Source organism: Sphingomonas sp. ASY06-1R, from assembly GCF_052180265.1.
Taxonomy (GTDB): Bacteria; Pseudomonadota; Alphaproteobacteria; order Sphingomonadales; family Sphingomonadaceae; genus Sphingomonas_I.
Genome location: NZ_CP197464.1, coordinates 1625619 through 1641720 on the forward strand (window position 1 = coordinate 1625619; position 16102 = coordinate 1641720).

The 16102-nt window shown below is 65.7% G+C and carries 12 protein-coding genes; 5 read left to right on the forward strand and 7 right to left on the reverse strand.

All coding sequences use genetic code 11. The annotated features are described in order from the left end of the window. Positions 1-6 precede the first annotated feature (6 nt). From ACSBM8_RS07940 to bchF, 7 genes are read right to left on the reverse strand one after another with little or no spacing between them, the layout of a single operon-like run. Positions 7-1521 carry a BCD family MFS transporter gene (locus ACSBM8_RS07940; RefSeq protein ID WP_442681092.1) on the reverse strand — a complete coding sequence of 505 codons (1515 nt, stop codon included), beginning with the start codon at positions 1519-1521 and terminating at the stop codon, positions 7-9. Next, positions 1518-2216, reverse strand: a complete 699-nt coding sequence (gene bchM / locus ACSBM8_RS07945) for a magnesium protoporphyrin IX methyltransferase (RefSeq protein ID WP_442681526.1) — start codon at positions 2214-2216, stop codon at positions 1518-1520. Before bchM ends, ACSBM8_RS07940 begins: the two co-directional genes overlap by 4 nt. Further along, positions 2216-3121, reverse strand: a complete 906-nt coding sequence (bchL, locus tag ACSBM8_RS07950) for a ferredoxin:protochlorophyllide reductase (ATP-dependent) iron-sulfur ATP-binding protein (protein WP_442681093.1) — start codon at positions 3119-3121, stop codon at positions 2216-2218. Before bchL ends, bchM begins: the two co-directional genes overlap by 1 nt. A 10-nt stretch (positions 3122-3131) precedes the next feature. After that, positions 3132-6668 carry a magnesium chelatase subunit H gene (locus ACSBM8_RS07955; protein ID WP_442681094.1) on the reverse strand — a complete coding sequence of 1179 codons (3537 nt, stop codon included), beginning with the start codon at positions 6666-6668 and terminating at the stop codon, positions 3132-3134. Further along, on the reverse strand, positions 6658-8208 hold the full coding sequence (gene bchB / locus ACSBM8_RS07960) for a ferredoxin:protochlorophyllide reductase (ATP-dependent) subunit B (protein ID WP_442681095.1): 1551 nt from the start codon (positions 8206-8208) through the stop codon (positions 6658-6660). Before bchB ends, ACSBM8_RS07955 begins: the two co-directional genes overlap by 11 nt. Before the next feature lie 40 nt (positions 8209-8248). Further along, positions 8249-9526, reverse strand: coding sequence for a ferredoxin:protochlorophyllide reductase (ATP-dependent) subunit N (locus ACSBM8_RS07965; protein WP_442681096.1), 1278 nt, complete (start codon positions 9524-9526; stop codon positions 8249-8251). Further along, on the reverse strand, positions 9523-10047 hold the full coding sequence (bchF, locus tag ACSBM8_RS07970; protein ID WP_442681097.1) for a 2-vinyl bacteriochlorophyllide hydratase: 525 nt from the start codon (positions 10045-10047) through the stop codon (positions 9523-9525). Before bchF ends, ACSBM8_RS07965 begins: the two co-directional genes overlap by 4 nt. A gap of 430 nt (positions 10048-10477) precedes the next feature. On the opposite strand from bchF, the gene ACSBM8_RS07975 reads away from it, so the two are divergent. The 5 genes from ACSBM8_RS07975 (at position 10478) to ACSBM8_RS07995 (ending at position 16091) form a co-directional block, all read left to right on the forward strand. Then, the gene (locus tag ACSBM8_RS07975; RefSeq protein ID WP_442681098.1) at positions 10478-11191 is read left to right on the forward strand and encodes a cobalamin B12-binding domain-containing protein; all 714 of its coding nucleotides are present in this window, start codon (positions 10478-10480) and stop codon (positions 11189-11191) included. 21 nt (positions 11192-11212) lie between these two features. Next, positions 11213-12643, forward strand: a complete 1431-nt coding sequence (gene ppsR / locus ACSBM8_RS07980) for a transcriptional regulator PpsR (RefSeq protein WP_442681099.1) — start codon at positions 11213-11215, stop codon at positions 12641-12643. A 66-nt stretch (positions 12644-12709) separates the two neighbouring features. After that, positions 12710-13618 carry a chlorophyll synthase ChlG gene (gene chlG / locus ACSBM8_RS07985; RefSeq protein ID WP_442681100.1) on the forward strand — a complete coding sequence of 303 codons (909 nt, stop codon included), beginning with the start codon at positions 12710-12712 and terminating at the stop codon, positions 13616-13618. Beyond that, entirely contained in the window at positions 13618-14919 is a 1302-nt protein-coding gene (locus ACSBM8_RS07990; RefSeq protein ID WP_442681527.1) for a BCD family MFS transporter, read from the forward strand. The genes chlG and ACSBM8_RS07990 overlap by 1 nt, the downstream gene beginning before the upstream one ends. Then, positions 14916-16091: a geranylgeranyl diphosphate reductase gene (locus ACSBM8_RS07995; protein ID WP_442681101.1), complete on the forward strand. Its 1176-nt coding sequence runs from the start codon at positions 14916-14918 to the stop codon at positions 16089-16091. The genes ACSBM8_RS07990 and ACSBM8_RS07995 overlap by 4 nt, the downstream gene beginning before the upstream one ends. Positions 16092-16102 lie beyond the last annotated feature (11 nt).

Below are 16102 nucleotides of genomic sequence, written 5' to 3' on the forward strand. Positions count from 1 at the left end.
TCCCTTTCAGATCGGAAATTCGCTGAGGCCGAAACGGGTCGGGGCAGAAACAGGATCGGGGCCACGCCCGCGCACCAAAGGCCCTAGCGCCACGATTGTGCTGATCAGCAACGCAATTTCGATACAGTAAACAAAGGCATATCCGGTGAAGGGGTCGGCCAGCGTCGTGCCGAGGTCACGCGCCACTGCCGCCGAGGAAACGGTGTCGCGGATGAACGCACCGAGCGCGATCGCGAGACCGGCGCAACTGGCTTGCACAGCACCCCAGGCGCCCAACGCCAGTCCGGTACGGCCATCGAGCGCGTCGTCGTCGGTGATCGCCATCGCCGCCGTCAACGTGCCGACTGCGAACAATCCTGCGCCCAGCCCGATCAGCGTCGCGCCGCTGCCCAGCAGCGCGATCGAATGGAGCGGACCGGCGAACAGTACGAACAGAAAGGCACCGATCCCGATGACGCCGCCGAAGCCCGCCAGTCGGTGCGGCTCGCCGCCATCGCCAAGCCGTCGGGCGGCAAACGCAAACCCGATCAGCATGCCCATTGCCCATAGCGCCGTCAGCGACGTGGTCGCACCAACCGTGAGGCCGAGGATCTGGCCGCCATAGGGCTCGAGCAGCACGTCCTGCATGCTGAACGCCGCTGCACCCAGCCCGATCGCAACCAGCAGCCGCATCGTCCGGGGGCGGGCGACGAAGACCGCCCATACGTCGCGGAACGCCGGCACCGCGTTGCGGCTGGCGGTTGCCGCGCGGTTGCGCGCCTCCTGCTTCCACAGCGCGGTGATGTTGAGGATCATCGTCAGTGCCGCGGCGCCCTGCACGATCTGGACGAGCTTGGTCGGCGTGAAATCAGCGAGCAGCCGGCCGATCACGATCGCGCTGATCAGCGTGCCGATCAGCAGCATGACATAGAGCAGGGCTACGACACGCGGGCGGGCATGCTCCGGTGCGAGATCGGTCGCGAGCGCAAGTCCCGCGGTTTGCGTCGTATGCATTCCCGCACCGACCATCAGGAAACCAAACGCGGCGCCAAGATGCCCGACGAATGCCGGTCCGGTGCCGCTGCCCGACATTACCAGCAACGCGAATGGCAGGATCGCCAATCCACCAAACTGCAGCAGCGTGCCGAACCAGATATAGGGCACCCGCTTCCAGCCGAGCAGCGACGCGTGATGGTCCGACTTGAACCCGATCAACGCGCGCAATGGCGCGAACAGCAGGGGCAGCGAAACCATCGCCGCGACCAGGCTGGCCGACATGCCGAGTTCGACGATCATCACCCGGTTCAGCGTGCCGGTCAGGAGCACTGCCGCCATCCCGACCGATACCTGAAACAGCGAGAGTCTGAGGATCCGCCCCAGCGGCAAATCCTCTGTCGCGGCATCGGCAAACGGCAGGAAGCGCGTACCGACCCGGTTCCAGAAGCTGCCATTCTTCAAGGCGGCAAGCCGGCCCGGAACCGCAGCGCCCTGGGCTGTTGCCCGGGGGGCCAACGAAGCCTTCAAGGATGCCATCTGGCTCATCCTGGCAGCACCTCCAGCGCATGGCTCGTATAGAAGCCGCTCGCAACGCGCTCGCCGCGACCTGTCCGCGCCGCCGGCATGGCATTGGCGATCAGGAAGCGCAGCAGCTGCTCGCGCACAGGTTCGATCGCGGGTGCGCGGTCGGCGCGCGGGAACAGCTTGCCGACGGCGTGCATCAGGGCCAGCGGTTTGGTCGACGGCGCAAACGTGAACAGCAGCGAGCCGTCCGTGTGATCGGACAGATTGCGCAGAACCTCGACGATGTCGAACGCTTGGTAATGGATCAGGGAATCCATCGCGACGACATGATCGAACCAGCCAAGGTCGGCGTCGAGCATATCGCCGACCCGCCAGTCGATGTTGAGGCCTGGCGGCGCCCGGTCGCGTGCGACATGGACCAGGCTGGCGGCGACGTCGATCGCGACCACTTCGGCGCCGCGCTGCGCGGCTTCGATTGCCAGGGCGCCGGTGCCGCATCCGGCATCGAGCAACCGCAAGCCGGTCATGTTGATCGGTAACCACGACAGCAAGACATCGCGCATACGGTTGCGCCCGGCGCGAACCGTGGCGCGGATGCCGCTGACCGGCGCGTCGGAGGTCAGCCGTTCCCAGGTCTTGGATGCGGTGCGGTCGAAATAGGCCTCCAGCCGGCCGCGGCGATCGTCATAGGTGGGGGAGAAGGGGGCGCTCGCCATCATTCGAACCCCAGAAACTCGAAGATGTCGCGGTCCTTCATCGGGTTCGCGTCGAGCGCGTCGCAGCCGGCCCACATCAGCGCAGCGAGGCGCTTATATTCGTCACAGGCGGCGGCGACCTCGGGCGTCTGCTCCATCTCGAACAAGGTGCATTTCTTAAGACGGCTGCGCCGTATCGCATCGAGATCGGGAAAATGTGCCAACGTCTTCAGCCCGGTAGCGGCGTTGAACCGGTCGATCTCGTCGGTCGCCGCCGAGCGGTTGGCGATGACTCCCGCCATCCGCACGTCGTAGTTTTTTGCTTTCGCCTTGATCGCCGCGACGATGCGATTCATCGCGAAGATGCTGTCGAAATCGTTCGACGCGACGACCACCGCCCGCTCGGCATGCTGCAGCGGCGCGGCGAAGCCGCCACACACGACGTCGCCTAGTACGTCGAACAGTACGACGTCGGTCTCCTCGAGCAGATGATGTTGCTTCAGCAGCTTGACCGTCTGTCCGACCACATAGCCGCCGCAGCCGGTGCCCGCGGGCGGGCCGCCTGCTTCGACGCACATCACGCCGTTATACCCTTCGAACATATAGTCCTCGGGGCGCAATTCCTCGGCGTGGAACTCCACCGTCTCGAGCACGTCGATGACGGTCGGCATCAATTTCTTAGTCAGTGTGAAAGTGCTGTCATGCTTGGGGTCGCAGCCGATCTGCAGCACGCGCTTGCCGAGCAGCGAGAAGGCGGCGGACAGGTTGGACGACGTGGTCGACTTGCCGATCCCGCCCTTGCCATACACTGCGAATACCTTGGCGGTGCCGATCTTGTCGGCCGGGTCGAGGGCCACCTGCAGACTACCCTCTCCGTCAAGGCCGATCGGATCGTGGAGGCGGGTGGGGGGATCGAGCAGGGCCATCATCTCTTCCTTATGCTGCCACCGCGGTGACGCCTTCGAGGCGGTCTTCGAGTTCGTCGCTGGCTGCGTGCAGCGCGGCCAAGGTCGCCGCGTCCGGCGTCCAGAATTGCCGGTCGCTCGCTTCGATCAGGCGGTTGGCGACGCGCGCCGACGCTTTGGGATTGAGACAGGCAAGCCGCTCGCGCATTTCCGCGTCGAGCACATAGGTCTCGCTGATCCGCTCGTAGATCCAGGGTGACACCTCGCCGGTCGTCGCCGACCAGCCCATGGTGTTCGTAACGTGCGCCTCGATGTTGCGCACACCTTCGAAGCCATGCTTGAGCATGCCCTCGTACCACAGGGGATTGAGCATGCGCGTGCGGGTTTCGAGATCGACCTGTTCGGCCAGCGTGCGGACCTTGGTCGCGCCCTGCGTCGCGTCGACGATGTAAATCGGCGCGGACGAACCCTTGGCGCGGGTGATCGACCGGCTGATGCCGCCCAGGGCATCGACATAATGGTCGATGTCGGTGACGCCCAGTTCGACCGAGTCGAGATTCTGATAGGCGAGATCGACTCCAGCTAGGGCGGACTTGAGCAGATCGGCCTGCCGGGCGGGCGCGCCGGTGCGGCCATAGGCATAGCCCTTCTGGCGCTCGAACACTTCCGCGATCTCGTCGGGGTCGCTCCACGCGCCGTCGTCGATCAGCATGTTCACGTTGGCGCCATATGACCCTTCCGCGTTCGAAAAGACCCGCAGCGCCGCGGTCTCGAGGTCGCAGTCGTGCTTGGCGGCGTGGGCCAGGCTGTGCTTGCGGACGAAGTTCCGGTCGAGCGGCTCGTCCGCGGACGCCGCGAGCCACGCTGCCTCCGCGATCATCCTCGTCTGGATCGGCAGCAGGTCACGGAAGATCCCCGATAGCGTGACGATGACATCGATCCGCGGGCGGCCCAGCTCCGCCAGCGGGATCAGTTCGGCGCCGGCCAGCCGCGCAAACCCGTCGAACCGCGGCCGCGCCCCGATCAGCGCCATCGCCTGTGCGATCTGCGTCCCCTCCGACTTGAGGTTGTCGGTGCCCCACAGCACCATCGCCAGCGTCTCGGGGAAGGTCGCGCCCGAGGCGATGTGGCGCTCGATCACGTCGTGCGCCTGGCGCATGCCCTCGGCGATCGCGAAGGTGCCGGGGATGCGGAACGGGTCAAAACCGTGGATGTTGCGCCCGGTTGGCAGCACCTTCGGATTGCGCATGACGTCGCCACCGGGTGCGGGGCGTACGAACTTCGCATCAAGCGCATGAACCAGTGCGTCGAGTTCGCAATTATCGGTCGGGATATCCGCGTCGGCGCCCGCCGCGATCATCTGCGCGCGGGTCTCGTCCGACATCGCCGATCCAAGAACATGGAGGCCCTGCGGGATCAGTTCACGCTCAACTTCGTAGAGTTTGGCCGACAATGCGGTAATGTCGCCGCAGTCGAGGTCGAGCGTTTCTGCCGAGGCCGCGATCATGGGTTCCAGCGCAGCGCGCTCTGTATCCGAAGACGACGTCCGCCAGCGTTCAAGCAAGGCTTTAAGGTCGCAAAGCCCCTTGTAGAGCCCGGCCTGCGCCAAGGGCGGGGTCAGATAGCTGACCAATGTCGCGCCCGCCCGCCGCTTGGCGATCAGCCCCTCGGACGGATTGTTCGCGGCGTAGAGATAGATGTTGGGGAGGTCGCCGATCAGCCGCTCGGGCCAGCAATCGGCGGTCAGCCCGGATTGTTTGCCCGGCATGAATTCCAGCGCGCCGTGGGTGCCGAAATGGAGCACGGCGTCGGCGGCGAAATCCTCACGCAGCCAGCGGTAGAAAGCGCTGAACGCATGGGTTGGGGTGAAGCGGCCTTCGAACAGCAGCCGCATCGGGTCGCCTTCGTAGCCAAAGGCCGGCTGGATGCCGACGAAGATGCTGCCGAATTGCGCGCCAAGCACATGGATGGTGCCGCCATCGCCCTGCTGCTTGCCGGGCGCCGGGCCCCATTGCGCCTCGATCGCCGAGAGATGCAGCTCGCGGCGGACATGATCGTCGGCGGGAATGCGAACATGAACGTTGGCGTCGGCGCCGTACCGCGCGGCGTTGCCGTGGAGCACGGCATCGCGCAACGCATCGACGTCGGCGGGAACATCAACCGTATAGCCTTCGCCCGAAAGCTTGGTCAGTGTCGCGTGAAGCGATTCCCATACTGCGAGGTGGGCGGCGGTGCCGGTCGCACCGGCATTGGGCGGGAAGTTAAACAGCACGATCGCAAGCTTGCGTTGTGCCCGTTCGGAACGCCGCAGCCTGACGAGCTTGACGACTTTGGCGGCGAGTGCCTCGGCCCGCTCGGGGCATGATTGCATTTCGCGCACCAGCCCGGCGCTCGGGAACGTGCAGCGCCGCCCGCACCCGGTACAGGCCTCGCCCGACCCATCCGCGCGCCCGCCGAACACGCTCGGCAGCACGGCGCCGTCGAGTTCGGGGATGGCGACCATCATGGTCGCCTCGATCGGCAGCAGGCCCTGGCGGCTCGCGCCCCATTGCTGGAGCGACTGAAATTCGATCGGGTGTGCCGCGACATAAGGTATGTCGAGCTGCGCGAGCATCGCCTCCGCGGCGGCGGCGTCGTTATAGGCAGGGCCGCCGACCAGGCTGAACCCGGTCAGCGACACGATCGCATCGACCGTCGCCGCGCCATCCTTCAGGAAGAATTTCTCGATCGCCGGCCGCGAATCCAGCCCGCTGGCGAACGCCGGCACGACCCGCAGCCCCCTGGCCTCGAACGCCGCGATCACGCCGTCATAATGTCCGGTGTCGCGCGCGAGCAGATAGGAGCGCAGCATCAGCAGCCCGACCGTGCCGGTCGCGGCGCTTGCTTTGGGCAGCGCCTCGATCCGTTCGGCCATCCGGCCCGCCATAGCCGGGTGATAGAGGCCCACATCCGGATAGTCCCGCGGCGCCTCAGCGCGGATATCGTGCGCGGCATAGCGGTTGGCGAGCGCCCGGATCATATTGACGACATTGTCGTCCGATCCGGCGAGCCAATATTGCAGCGTCAGGAAATAGGCGCGCACATCCTGCGCGGTGCCGGGAATGAAGCGCAGGATCTTGGGCAGACGCCGCAGCATCTTCATCTGCCCCGCGCCCGAGGAAGCCCCGGGCTTGGACGAGCCGCGCAGACGCTTGAGCAGAGCGAGCGGGCCCTTTGCCGGCCTGTCCATGCGGTAATCGCCCAGCCGTGTCAGCTTGACGATCTCCGCACCGGACATAAGTCCCAACATTGCCGCGCATGCCTCGCGGCGGGCTTCCAGTGCGGGTAGTACGGCGCGGATATGATCGTCGAGGAACAGCATCGTCGCGATGACGACGTCGCCGCGCGCAATGTCGGCGATGCAGCGGTTGAGCGCGCCCGCGTCGCGATCCCAGTCGGCGGCGGCGTGGAAGCCGATCGTGATGTTCGACCCGTCCTTGGCGAACCGCGCCGCGGCACGTTCGGCGGCGCCCGACAGATGGTTGTCGAGGGTCACGATCACGACGTGCAGAGGCGCGCTACCGGGCATAATGCGCCTTTGCGTCATAGAGCGTGTCGAGCGTGATCGTCGCCAGGCCTTGCTCGGCGGCGAACTTCTCGGTGTTGCGGCGCGCCTTGCCGCGCACGAAGAAGGGAATCTTGCCGAGTTCCCGTTCGGCATCGTCGGTCCACAACTTGCCATCGACCACCGCGAGCTCTGCAACGAGTTCCGGCTCGGGAGCAACGGACGAGGGCGCGGCTGGCTTGCCGTGCCCGAGATGCGACGCCCCGGCGTCGTCCGAAAACTCGAAATCGTCGCGGAACATCGTCAGCAGATGCTCTTCCAGACCCATCGTCAGCGGATGTACCCAGGTGTCGAACAGTACGTTCGCGCCTTCGAAACCCATTTGCGGGGAATAGCGCGCCGGGAAATCCTGGACGTGGACCGGCGCCGAAATCACCGCGCAGGGAATGCTCAACCGCTTGGCGACGTGGCGCTCCATCTGGGTTCCGAGCACCAGTTCCGGCTGAAGCGCCTGGATTGCGTCCTCAACGGCGAGATAATCGTCCGTGATCAGCGGCTCGACGCCGTACAGTTTCGCCGCCTCCCGAACATCGCGGGCGAATTCGCGGTTGTAACAGCCGAGCCCGACCACCTCGAACCCCAGCTCGTCGCGCGCCACGCGGGCGGCGGCGACGGCATGGGTCGCGTCGCCGAAGATGAAGACGCGCTTGCCGGTCAGGTAAGTTGAATCGACCGAGCGGGTCCACCACGGCAGGTTCGAGCTGTCGAGCGCGCGGGCGGGATCGACCCCGGCGATTGCGGCGACCTCGGTGATGAAGTCGCGCGTCGCGGCGTGGCCAATAGGGACGGTGCGGACAGTGTGTTGCCCGAACGTCTTTTCGAGCCAGCGGCAGGCGGTGTCGGCGATTTCGGGATAGAGGCAGATGTTGAAATCAGCCTCGCCGAGCAGCGCGAGATCGGCCGGCGTTGCGCCGAGCGGGGCGGAAATGTTGACGTCGATGCCCAGCATGCCGAGCAACCTGGTGACTTCGATCACGTCGTCGCGGTGGCGGAACCCCAGCGCGGTCGCGCCGAGCAGGTTGGCGCGGGGACGGCGGCCGTCGCGCGGCGTCGGGCGGGCATCCTTGTCCGCGAGCGTGCGCACCAGCTGGTAGAAGGTTTCGGCCGCGCCCCAATTCTCCTTGCGCTGATAGCTCGGCAATTCCAGCGCGACGACAGGGCAGGGCAAACGCATCGCCTCGGCAAGCCCGGCAGGATCGTCCTGGATCAGCTCCGCGGTGCAGGACGCGCCGACCAGCATCGCCTGCGGATGGAACCGCGCATAAGCGTTGCGCGCCGCGGCCTGGAACAGTTCGGCGGTGTCCTTGCCAAGGTCGCGCGCCTGGAACGTGGTGTAGGTGACCGGCGGGCGCTTGCCGCGGCGCTCGATCATCGTGAACAGCAGGTCGGCATACGTGTCGCCCTGCGGTGCATGAAGCACGTAATGGACGCCCTCCATCGCGGTCGCGATCCGCATCGCGCCGACGTGGGGCGGTCCCTCATATGTCCAGACGGTCAGCTGCATGGCGCGCAGCGGGCGAATGACAGGAGGGCGGACGCCGACATCAGAGCCTCAGCACGTCGCGACGCCGCAGCGGCCGCGCGAAGAGTTCGGCAAGGTCGCCCGCCTGGTCGAAGCCGTGGATCGGCGAGAATACCAGCTCGATCGCCCATTTGGTCGTCAGGCCTTCCGCCTCGAGCGGGTTGGCGAGACCGAGGCCGCAGACGGTGAGGTCGGGCTTGGCGGCGCGGACTCGATCGAGTTGCTTGTCGACGTCTTGGCCTTCGCTGATCAGCGTGTCGACGGGCAGCAAGGCCAATTCCTGCGCCAGGTGCCGGCGGTGGAGGTAAGGCGTGCCGACCTCGACCGGGATCATATTCAATTCGGTCGCGAGGAACCGCGCGAGCGGTATTTCGAGCTGCGAGTCGGGCAGGAAGGTGATACGCTTGCCGCCCAGCCGCTCACCCGAATGGGCGATCGCCCGCTTGGCGCGCTCGCGGCCCGGCGCAATGATGCGGCGGAAATGCATCTCGTCGATGCCGAATGCGACGGCGGCGGCGTGGAGCCAGTTGGTCGTGCCTTCCGCACCGAATGGAAACAGCGCGTCGAGCCGCCGAGCGCCGCGATCTTCGAGCGCCCGCGCGGTTTCGCCGAGAAACGGCTGCGCCAGAAGGAAACGGGTGGTCACGCCGACCGGCGGCATGTCGCTGGCGCGGCGTGCGGGCAGCCAACGAACGGTGGCGATGCCGAGATCAGCGAACAGCCGGGTGAACTGGTCCTCGACGACATCCGGCAGCGCGCCGACGATCATCAGGCTCGGGGTTTCGGAGGTGTCGGTTGGCAGGTCGGGCACCAACGCGGCGAGGCAGGCATCCTCGCCCTCGGTGAAGGTCGTCTCGATGCCCGATCCCGAGTAATTGAGGATCTTGGTGGTTCCGGCATGCTTGACCGAGAGCCGCGCTGCGGCGCGCGACAAGTCGAGCTTGATCACCTCCGACGGGCACGACCCGACCAGGAACAGCAGCTTGATATCGGGCCGCCGCCCGAGCAGGCGGTCGACGACGCGGTCGAGCTCCTCGTTACAATCGGCCATCCCCGCAAGGTCGCGTTCCTCGATGATGGCAGTGCCGAAGCGCGGCTCGGCGAAGATCATCACCCCGGCCGCGGATTGGAGCAGATGCGCGCAGGTGCGCGATCCAACCACCAGGAAGAAAGCGTCCTGTACCTTGCGGTGCAGCCAGATGATCCCGGTCAGTCCGCAAAATACTTCGCGCTGTCCCCGCTCGCGCAAGACGGGAGCGGATTCGCACCCGAGCGACGCGGCGGAGAAAGGGGGGGTCATCCTGCCACCGCGAACGTCGGCGGCGGGGTGGTGCCTTGCAGCCGCGCGGCGCGCAGCTTGAGGAGGAACTGCGTCGCGTTGATCGCGTATGTCGCATAGGCGGCCAGCGCCAGCACCATCCGTTCACGCTCGGTGCCGATCCCCCATGTCAGCGCGATCAGATAGGCGGTGTGCAACGCCAGCACGACCATGCTGAACACGTCTTCCCAAAAGAAGGCCGAGGCGAACAACCACTTGTCGAAGACGACCTTTTCCCAGACCGATCCGGTGATCATGATCAGATAGAGCGCACAGGTCTTGACCAAGATCGACACTGTCGCTGCGGCCGCGCCTTCGCCCGTGGCGAGGTAGCGCAGCACCAGCGCGAGGCTGGTGAGAAAGATAACAAACTGGATCGGTGCCAATATGCCTTGGACGAGGGTCCAGAGCGACGAGTCGCGGCGGCGCCGCTGTTCGGGCGTGTAGAGCGGGGCGGGGCCGCCTGCCTTTCTCTCCGTGAAGGAAGGGTCGTTCGCCCGCATCGCTTCCCGCCTGCCCCAAGCTATTTCGGGAGAAGACTAAGCCAGCCCATCGACAAGTGTCAACTGAAACTGACGTCCAAAAGAATTGACACTTCGCTTAAGCTGCATTGGTTTGGCGGTTGTCATACACGCTGAAGAGGCATACGCTGCGAGTCGCGGGGCGGGCGGAAAAATCCGCGTCCCTGCTTATAGTTGCGAAGCGTGTCCAACCAGGCTGGGAGAGCTGGTGATGGCGTCGACGATGCGATTGCAAGGGCGCGCACCATATATCGGCCGCGATCGGGCCGGGCCCAGCTTCGCGCGCGGAGCCAGCAGACTTGGCGGCTTCCATGTCGCGTTAGACAATACGCAATCGCTGTCGACCCTGATCGAAAGCGAGATCATCCCGCGGCTGATGATCGCTCACGCAACAGTCGCGCCCGCGACTGTGATGCCGGAGGCCGCATCGCCCGAAATTACCGAATATATCGATTTCGCCGAGGTCGAAGCGCTGGCGCCCCTCGTGATGCAAGTCGAGGCAGATTCTGTGCTCGCGTATATCGAGAGCATTCTAGCCCGCGGTGTCGCCGTCGATACCGTGATGGTCGATCTTCTGGCGCCGACCGCGCGATTGCTTGGCGAACTTTGGGAAGACGACCGCTGCGACTTTGTCGACGTGACGATGGGGCTCTGGCGTCTGCAAGAGGTTGTCTACGAAATCGCCGGTCGCTTCCCGGCCGATCGCGCGCACGGTATGCGGGGGCATCGCGCCTTGTTCGCTTCGATGCCCGGGGACCAGCATAATTTCGGCACGGTGGTCGTCGAGGAGGTGTTCAGGCTCGACGGGTGGATCACCGACCGTCTCAGCGAGGTTGAAACCGCGGACCTGCTGAAGCGTGTATCCGATGACTGGTTCGATATCGTCGGATTGACGATCAGTTGCGACTGCCATATCGCGCGCTTGCCTTCCATCATCGCGGCCTTGCGGAGCGTTTCGCGCAATCCGTCGGTGTGCGTCATGGTGGGGGGCAGGGTTTTCAGTGCGAACCCCCAGCTTGCCGTGCAATCCGGTGCCGACGGCACTGCGCACGATGCGAAGGTGGCACTGAAGGTGGCGGTGGAACTCGTCCGTGAACGCGAACGGGGGGCTGCTATTTGTAATTGAGGTGGAGTGCGGCGCTCGTTTATGAACAAGCATATCGCCCCGTCCCGTCAGACGGCTTTCAAGGCTCCCGATGCCATGCCGGGGCCGTTGTCTGCGAGCGTCGCTGCCTCTTTGCTTGCTGCTGTCGGTGACGTCACCTTCGTCCTGTCCGAAACAGGCAAGATTCTCGATATGGCGGTTTCCCAAGGCGATCTCGCCAATCACGGTTTTGCCGACTGGGTCGGCGAATCCTGGATCGATACCATGACGGTCGAAAGCCGTCCCAAGGTCGCCGAGATGCTGGCCGAGGCGGCGAGTAACGCGCCGCCACGTTGGCGTCAGGTCAATCATCCGGCCGCAGGCGGCGACGTACCGGTCCGGTATCTGGTGATGGCGCTCGGTGAACCGGGCCGGCTGATCGCAATCGGCCGCGACATGCGCGGGGTGGCGGCGGTACAGCAGCGTTTGTTGCAGACGCAGCAATCGCTCGAACGCGACTATCTCCGTCTGCGCCAAGCTGAAACCCGCTACCGCTTGTTGTTCGACATGGCGTCGGAGCCCGTGCTGATCGTCGATGTCGAGACACGTCGTATCCGCGAGGCCAATCCGGCCGCGCACCGGCTGCTTGATGCGGCCGAGGGCGCACTGATCGGCAATCCGGTCACGAGCATCGTAGAAGTCGACCATCGCGATGATTTCGTCGCCCATCTGGGCGCTGCAAAATCGGCCGACGATCTGGCGCCGGTCGTATTGCGACTGGCGGATCGGCGCGGCGATGCCAAGATTTCGGCGCGGCTGTTTCGTCAGGCGCAGACGCCCTTGCTCATCATTCGCATCGAACCCGCCGATGGAGCGATTTCGGGCCATCGTTTTGACACGACCCTCGGCGAGGTCGTCGAACGGATGCCCGATGCGTTCGTGCTGGTCGATCGCGACCTGAACGTCCTTACCGCGAACGCGTCGTTTCTGGAACTGACCGAACTGCCTTCCATCGATCGAGTCATCGGTTCCAGGCTGGGCGGATGGCTCGGCCGGCCGGGGATCGACCTCGAATTGATCGTCAGCCAGCTCCGCGAGCATGGTTCGGTCCGCAACGTGTCCACCATCTTGCGCGGTGCCGCCGGAACGATCGAGGAAATCGAGATTTCCGGCGTTGTCGCGGCGATGGCCGGCAGCGCCTGCTACGGCTTCACGATCCGCAACGTCGGGCGCCGCCTACGCGATGCGCCGCTTGCGCCGCGCGATGTGCCGCGCTCGGTGGAGCAACTGACTGAACTGGTCGGTCGGATGTCACTCAAGGAGATCGTGCGGGAGAGCACCGATCTCATTGAACGCCTCTGCATCGAGGCTGCATTGACCTACACGTCGGACAATCGCGCGTCGGCTGCCGAGGTTCTCGGCGTCAGCCGCCAAAGCCTGTATTCCAAGCTCCATCGTCACGGGCTCGGCAACCTCGTTCCGGGCGACAGCTGAGCTCAGCAGCGGGCGAGTGCGTCAATTTGATTTGACGCTCTATGGCGTCAAGCTTAGTCATTGGGGATGGACGGTTCGAGCGCCCCCATCGTTGCAAGGCCGTTCCCCGCTCCGCGCGACATACTCGAACTGCTCAAACCGGTAACGTGGTTCCCGCCCATTTGGGCCTTCATCTGCGGTGTCGTTTCGTCGGGCATATCGCTGGCCGATCGCTGGCCGTTTTTTATCGCGGGGATCTTGCTGACGGGCCCGCTGGTCTGCGGGACGAGCCAAGCCGTCAACGATTGGTTCGACCGTCATGTCGACGCGATCAACGAACCGCATCGGCCGATCCCGTCCGGAAGGATCGCCGGCCGTTGGGGGCTTTGGATCGCCGTCGCCGGCACCTTGCTGTCGCTCATGGTGGCGTTGGTGACCGGTCTGTGGGTATTCGCGGCGACGTGTCTCGGTCTGGCCTGCGCCTGGGCCTATAGCGCGCCGCCGGTGCGCCTGAAGGTCAGCGGCATCTGGGGCCCAGCCGTGGTGGCGTTCACCTATGAGGGGCTGACCTGGTTCACCGGAGCGAGCGTGATGGCCGGGGCACTCCCTTCGCCCTATGTGCTGATTGTCCTCGCGCTCTACAGCTTCGGCGCCCACGGCATCATGACGCTCAACGATTTCAAGGCGGTCCAGGGCGATCGCGCGACGGGCGTCCGGTCGTTGCCCGCAACCCTCGGCATTGTGCCTGCGGCGCGCATTGCGTGCGTCGTGATGGTCATTCCGCAAATCATCGTCGTCCTATTGCTATGGCATTGGCAGCATCATCTCGTTGCCGCGATCGTGGCCATTCTGCTGGCCGCGCAAATCGGGCTGATGGCGCGATTGTTGCGCGATCCCGCCGCGCTCGCGCCCTGGTACAATGCCACCGGCACCAGCGCCTATGTGGTGGGAATGCTGGCGACCGCATTTGGCCTGGGCGGAGTCGTGGGCCTGTGATGGCGCCGCTGGGCTGGGTCGGCATCGTGCGATTGGGGCTGGTGCAGAGCGCGATCGGCGCGATCGTGATGCTGGCGACGTCCTTGCTCAACCGCGTCATGGTCGTCGAATACGCGCTGCCGGCCGCTTTACCCGCTGGGCTCGTCGCTTGGCATTACGCTGTCCAGCTGTCGCGCCCGGTTTGGGGTCATGGCTCGGATCGCGGGCGGCGGCGGACGACATGGATCGTCTCCGGCATGGGCGCGCTGGCGTTGGGGGCGCTGCTGGCAGTCGATGCGCTCCGACTGCTCGCCGCGGGCTCGGTCTGGGGTTACGCGCTCGCCATTTTCGCTTTTGCGATGATCGGCGCCGGCGTCGGCGCGGCGGGAACGTCGCTGCTCGCGCTGCTCGCGACGCGCGTGGCACCGGAACGTCGCGCTGCGGCGGCATCGATCACGTGGATCATGATGGTTGCCGGGATCGTGGTGACCGCTGGCGTCGCAGGCGCCCTGATCGATCCGTTTTCGTTAGGCCGGCTGACAATGGTCGTCGAATGCATTGCCGGCGGCGCGTTCGCGCTGACGTTGCTTGCGGTAGCGGGAGTCGAGGGTAAGACGGCTCCAGCATCCGTAGAGCCTACGTCCCCTGAACCCGATTTTCGCGCGGCGCTGCGCGAAATGCTGGCCGACGACGATGCCCGCCAGTTTACCATATTCGTCTTTCTGTCGATGCTGGCTTACTCGATGCAGGATCTGATCCTCGAACCTTTTGCCGGTTTGCTGTTCGGCTTCACGCCCGGCCAGTCGACGCAATTGTCGGGTATCCAGCATGGCGGCGTACTGCTCGGCATGATCGTCGTGGGTGTCGGCGGCAGCGCGTTCGGACGGAATCCCGCAAGCATGCGCCGCTGGATCGTCGGCGGCTGCGTGGGCTCGGCGCTGGCGCTGGGCGGTCTGGCGCTGGCCGCGCGGGTCGGTCCCGCTTGGCCTCTTGCCGCCAACATCGCCGCGCTGGGTTTCGCCAACGGCGTGTTCGCCGTCGCGGCGATCGGCGCGATGATGGGATTGGCCGGCGGCGGGGAAGGCGGACGCGAGGGCATCCGCATGGGTGTGTGGGGCGCGGCACAGGCGATCGCCTTCGGGCTGGGCGGCCTGATCGGCGCGGTCGGCGTGGATACCGGCCGCGCGCTGATCGGATCGACGCCCGACACCTTCATGATCGTGTTCGGCGCGGAAAGCCTGCTGTTCCTGGCCGCCGCCTCGCTCGCGGTGCGACGTCAATCATCCGCACCGCAAATGCCGGTAGCGGGCAAGCCGGCATGATCTATGACTGCGTCGTGGTCGGTGGCGGGCCGTCGGGCGCGACCGCGGCGAGCGACCTGGCGAACGCCGCACACCATGTGCTGCTGCTTGACCGCGGCGGGCGCATCAAGCCGTGCGGCGGCGCGATCCCGCCGCGGCTGATCGCCGATTTCGCGATCCCTGGCCACCTCATCGTCGGCCGTGCGCGCGCCGCGCGGATGATCGCGCCGTCCGATCATGAAGTGGATATGCCGGTCGGCGACGGCTTTGTCGGAATGGTCGATCGCGACACGTTCGACGAATGGCTGCGCGCGCGTGCCGCCCTGGCCGGGGCCGAGCGCCGCACCGGCACGTTTGACCGGATCGAGCGCGACGAGCAGGGCCGCCCGGTCGTCGTCTTTGCCGATGCGCGTGGCGGGCCGGAACAGCGCGTGGCCACCCGCTGCGTGATCGGCGCCGACGGCGCGCGCTCGCGCGTCGCGCGCGCCACGCTGGCTGACGCCGCTGATATGCCGTGCGTGTTTGCCTATCACGAGGTGATCCGGTCGCCCTCTGTTGCGGATGGTGCATTCGATCGTGAGCGGTGTGACGTCTTCTATCAGGCTGCGCTGTCGCCCGACTTCTACGCCTGGGTCTTTCCGCATGGCGACACCGCCAGCGTCGGCGTCGGCAGCGCTAATAAGGGCTTCGCCTTGCGCGACGCGGTCGCCCGGCTGCGCGTTCGCGAGGGCCTCGACGGCTGTGACACAATCCGCCGTGAAGGGGCGCCGATCCCGCTCAAGCCGCTGCGCAAGTGGGACAATGGCCGCGACGTCGTCGTTACCGGCGACGCCGCCGGGGTGGTCGCGCCGGCATCCGGCGAGGGCATTTATTATGCGATGACCGCCGGACGCGAGACGGCCCGGGCGGTCGGCGCTTTCCTGGCCTCGGGCAACCCGAAAGCGCTGGCGCAGGCGCGCCGCCGCTTCATGCGCGCGCACGGGCAGGTATTCTGGATTCTTGGGATCATGCAGCATTTCTGGTACCGCAACGATCGGCGCCGCGAGCGCTTCGTGGCAATGTGCGAGGACCGCGACGTGCAGTCTCTGATCTGGCCCGCCTACATGGACAAACGCTTGGTCTATGCCAAGCCGCTCGCCTATCTGCGTATCTTCATGAAAGACATGCGGCACCTTATGCAGACGGCGGGCTGACCGATTATGAG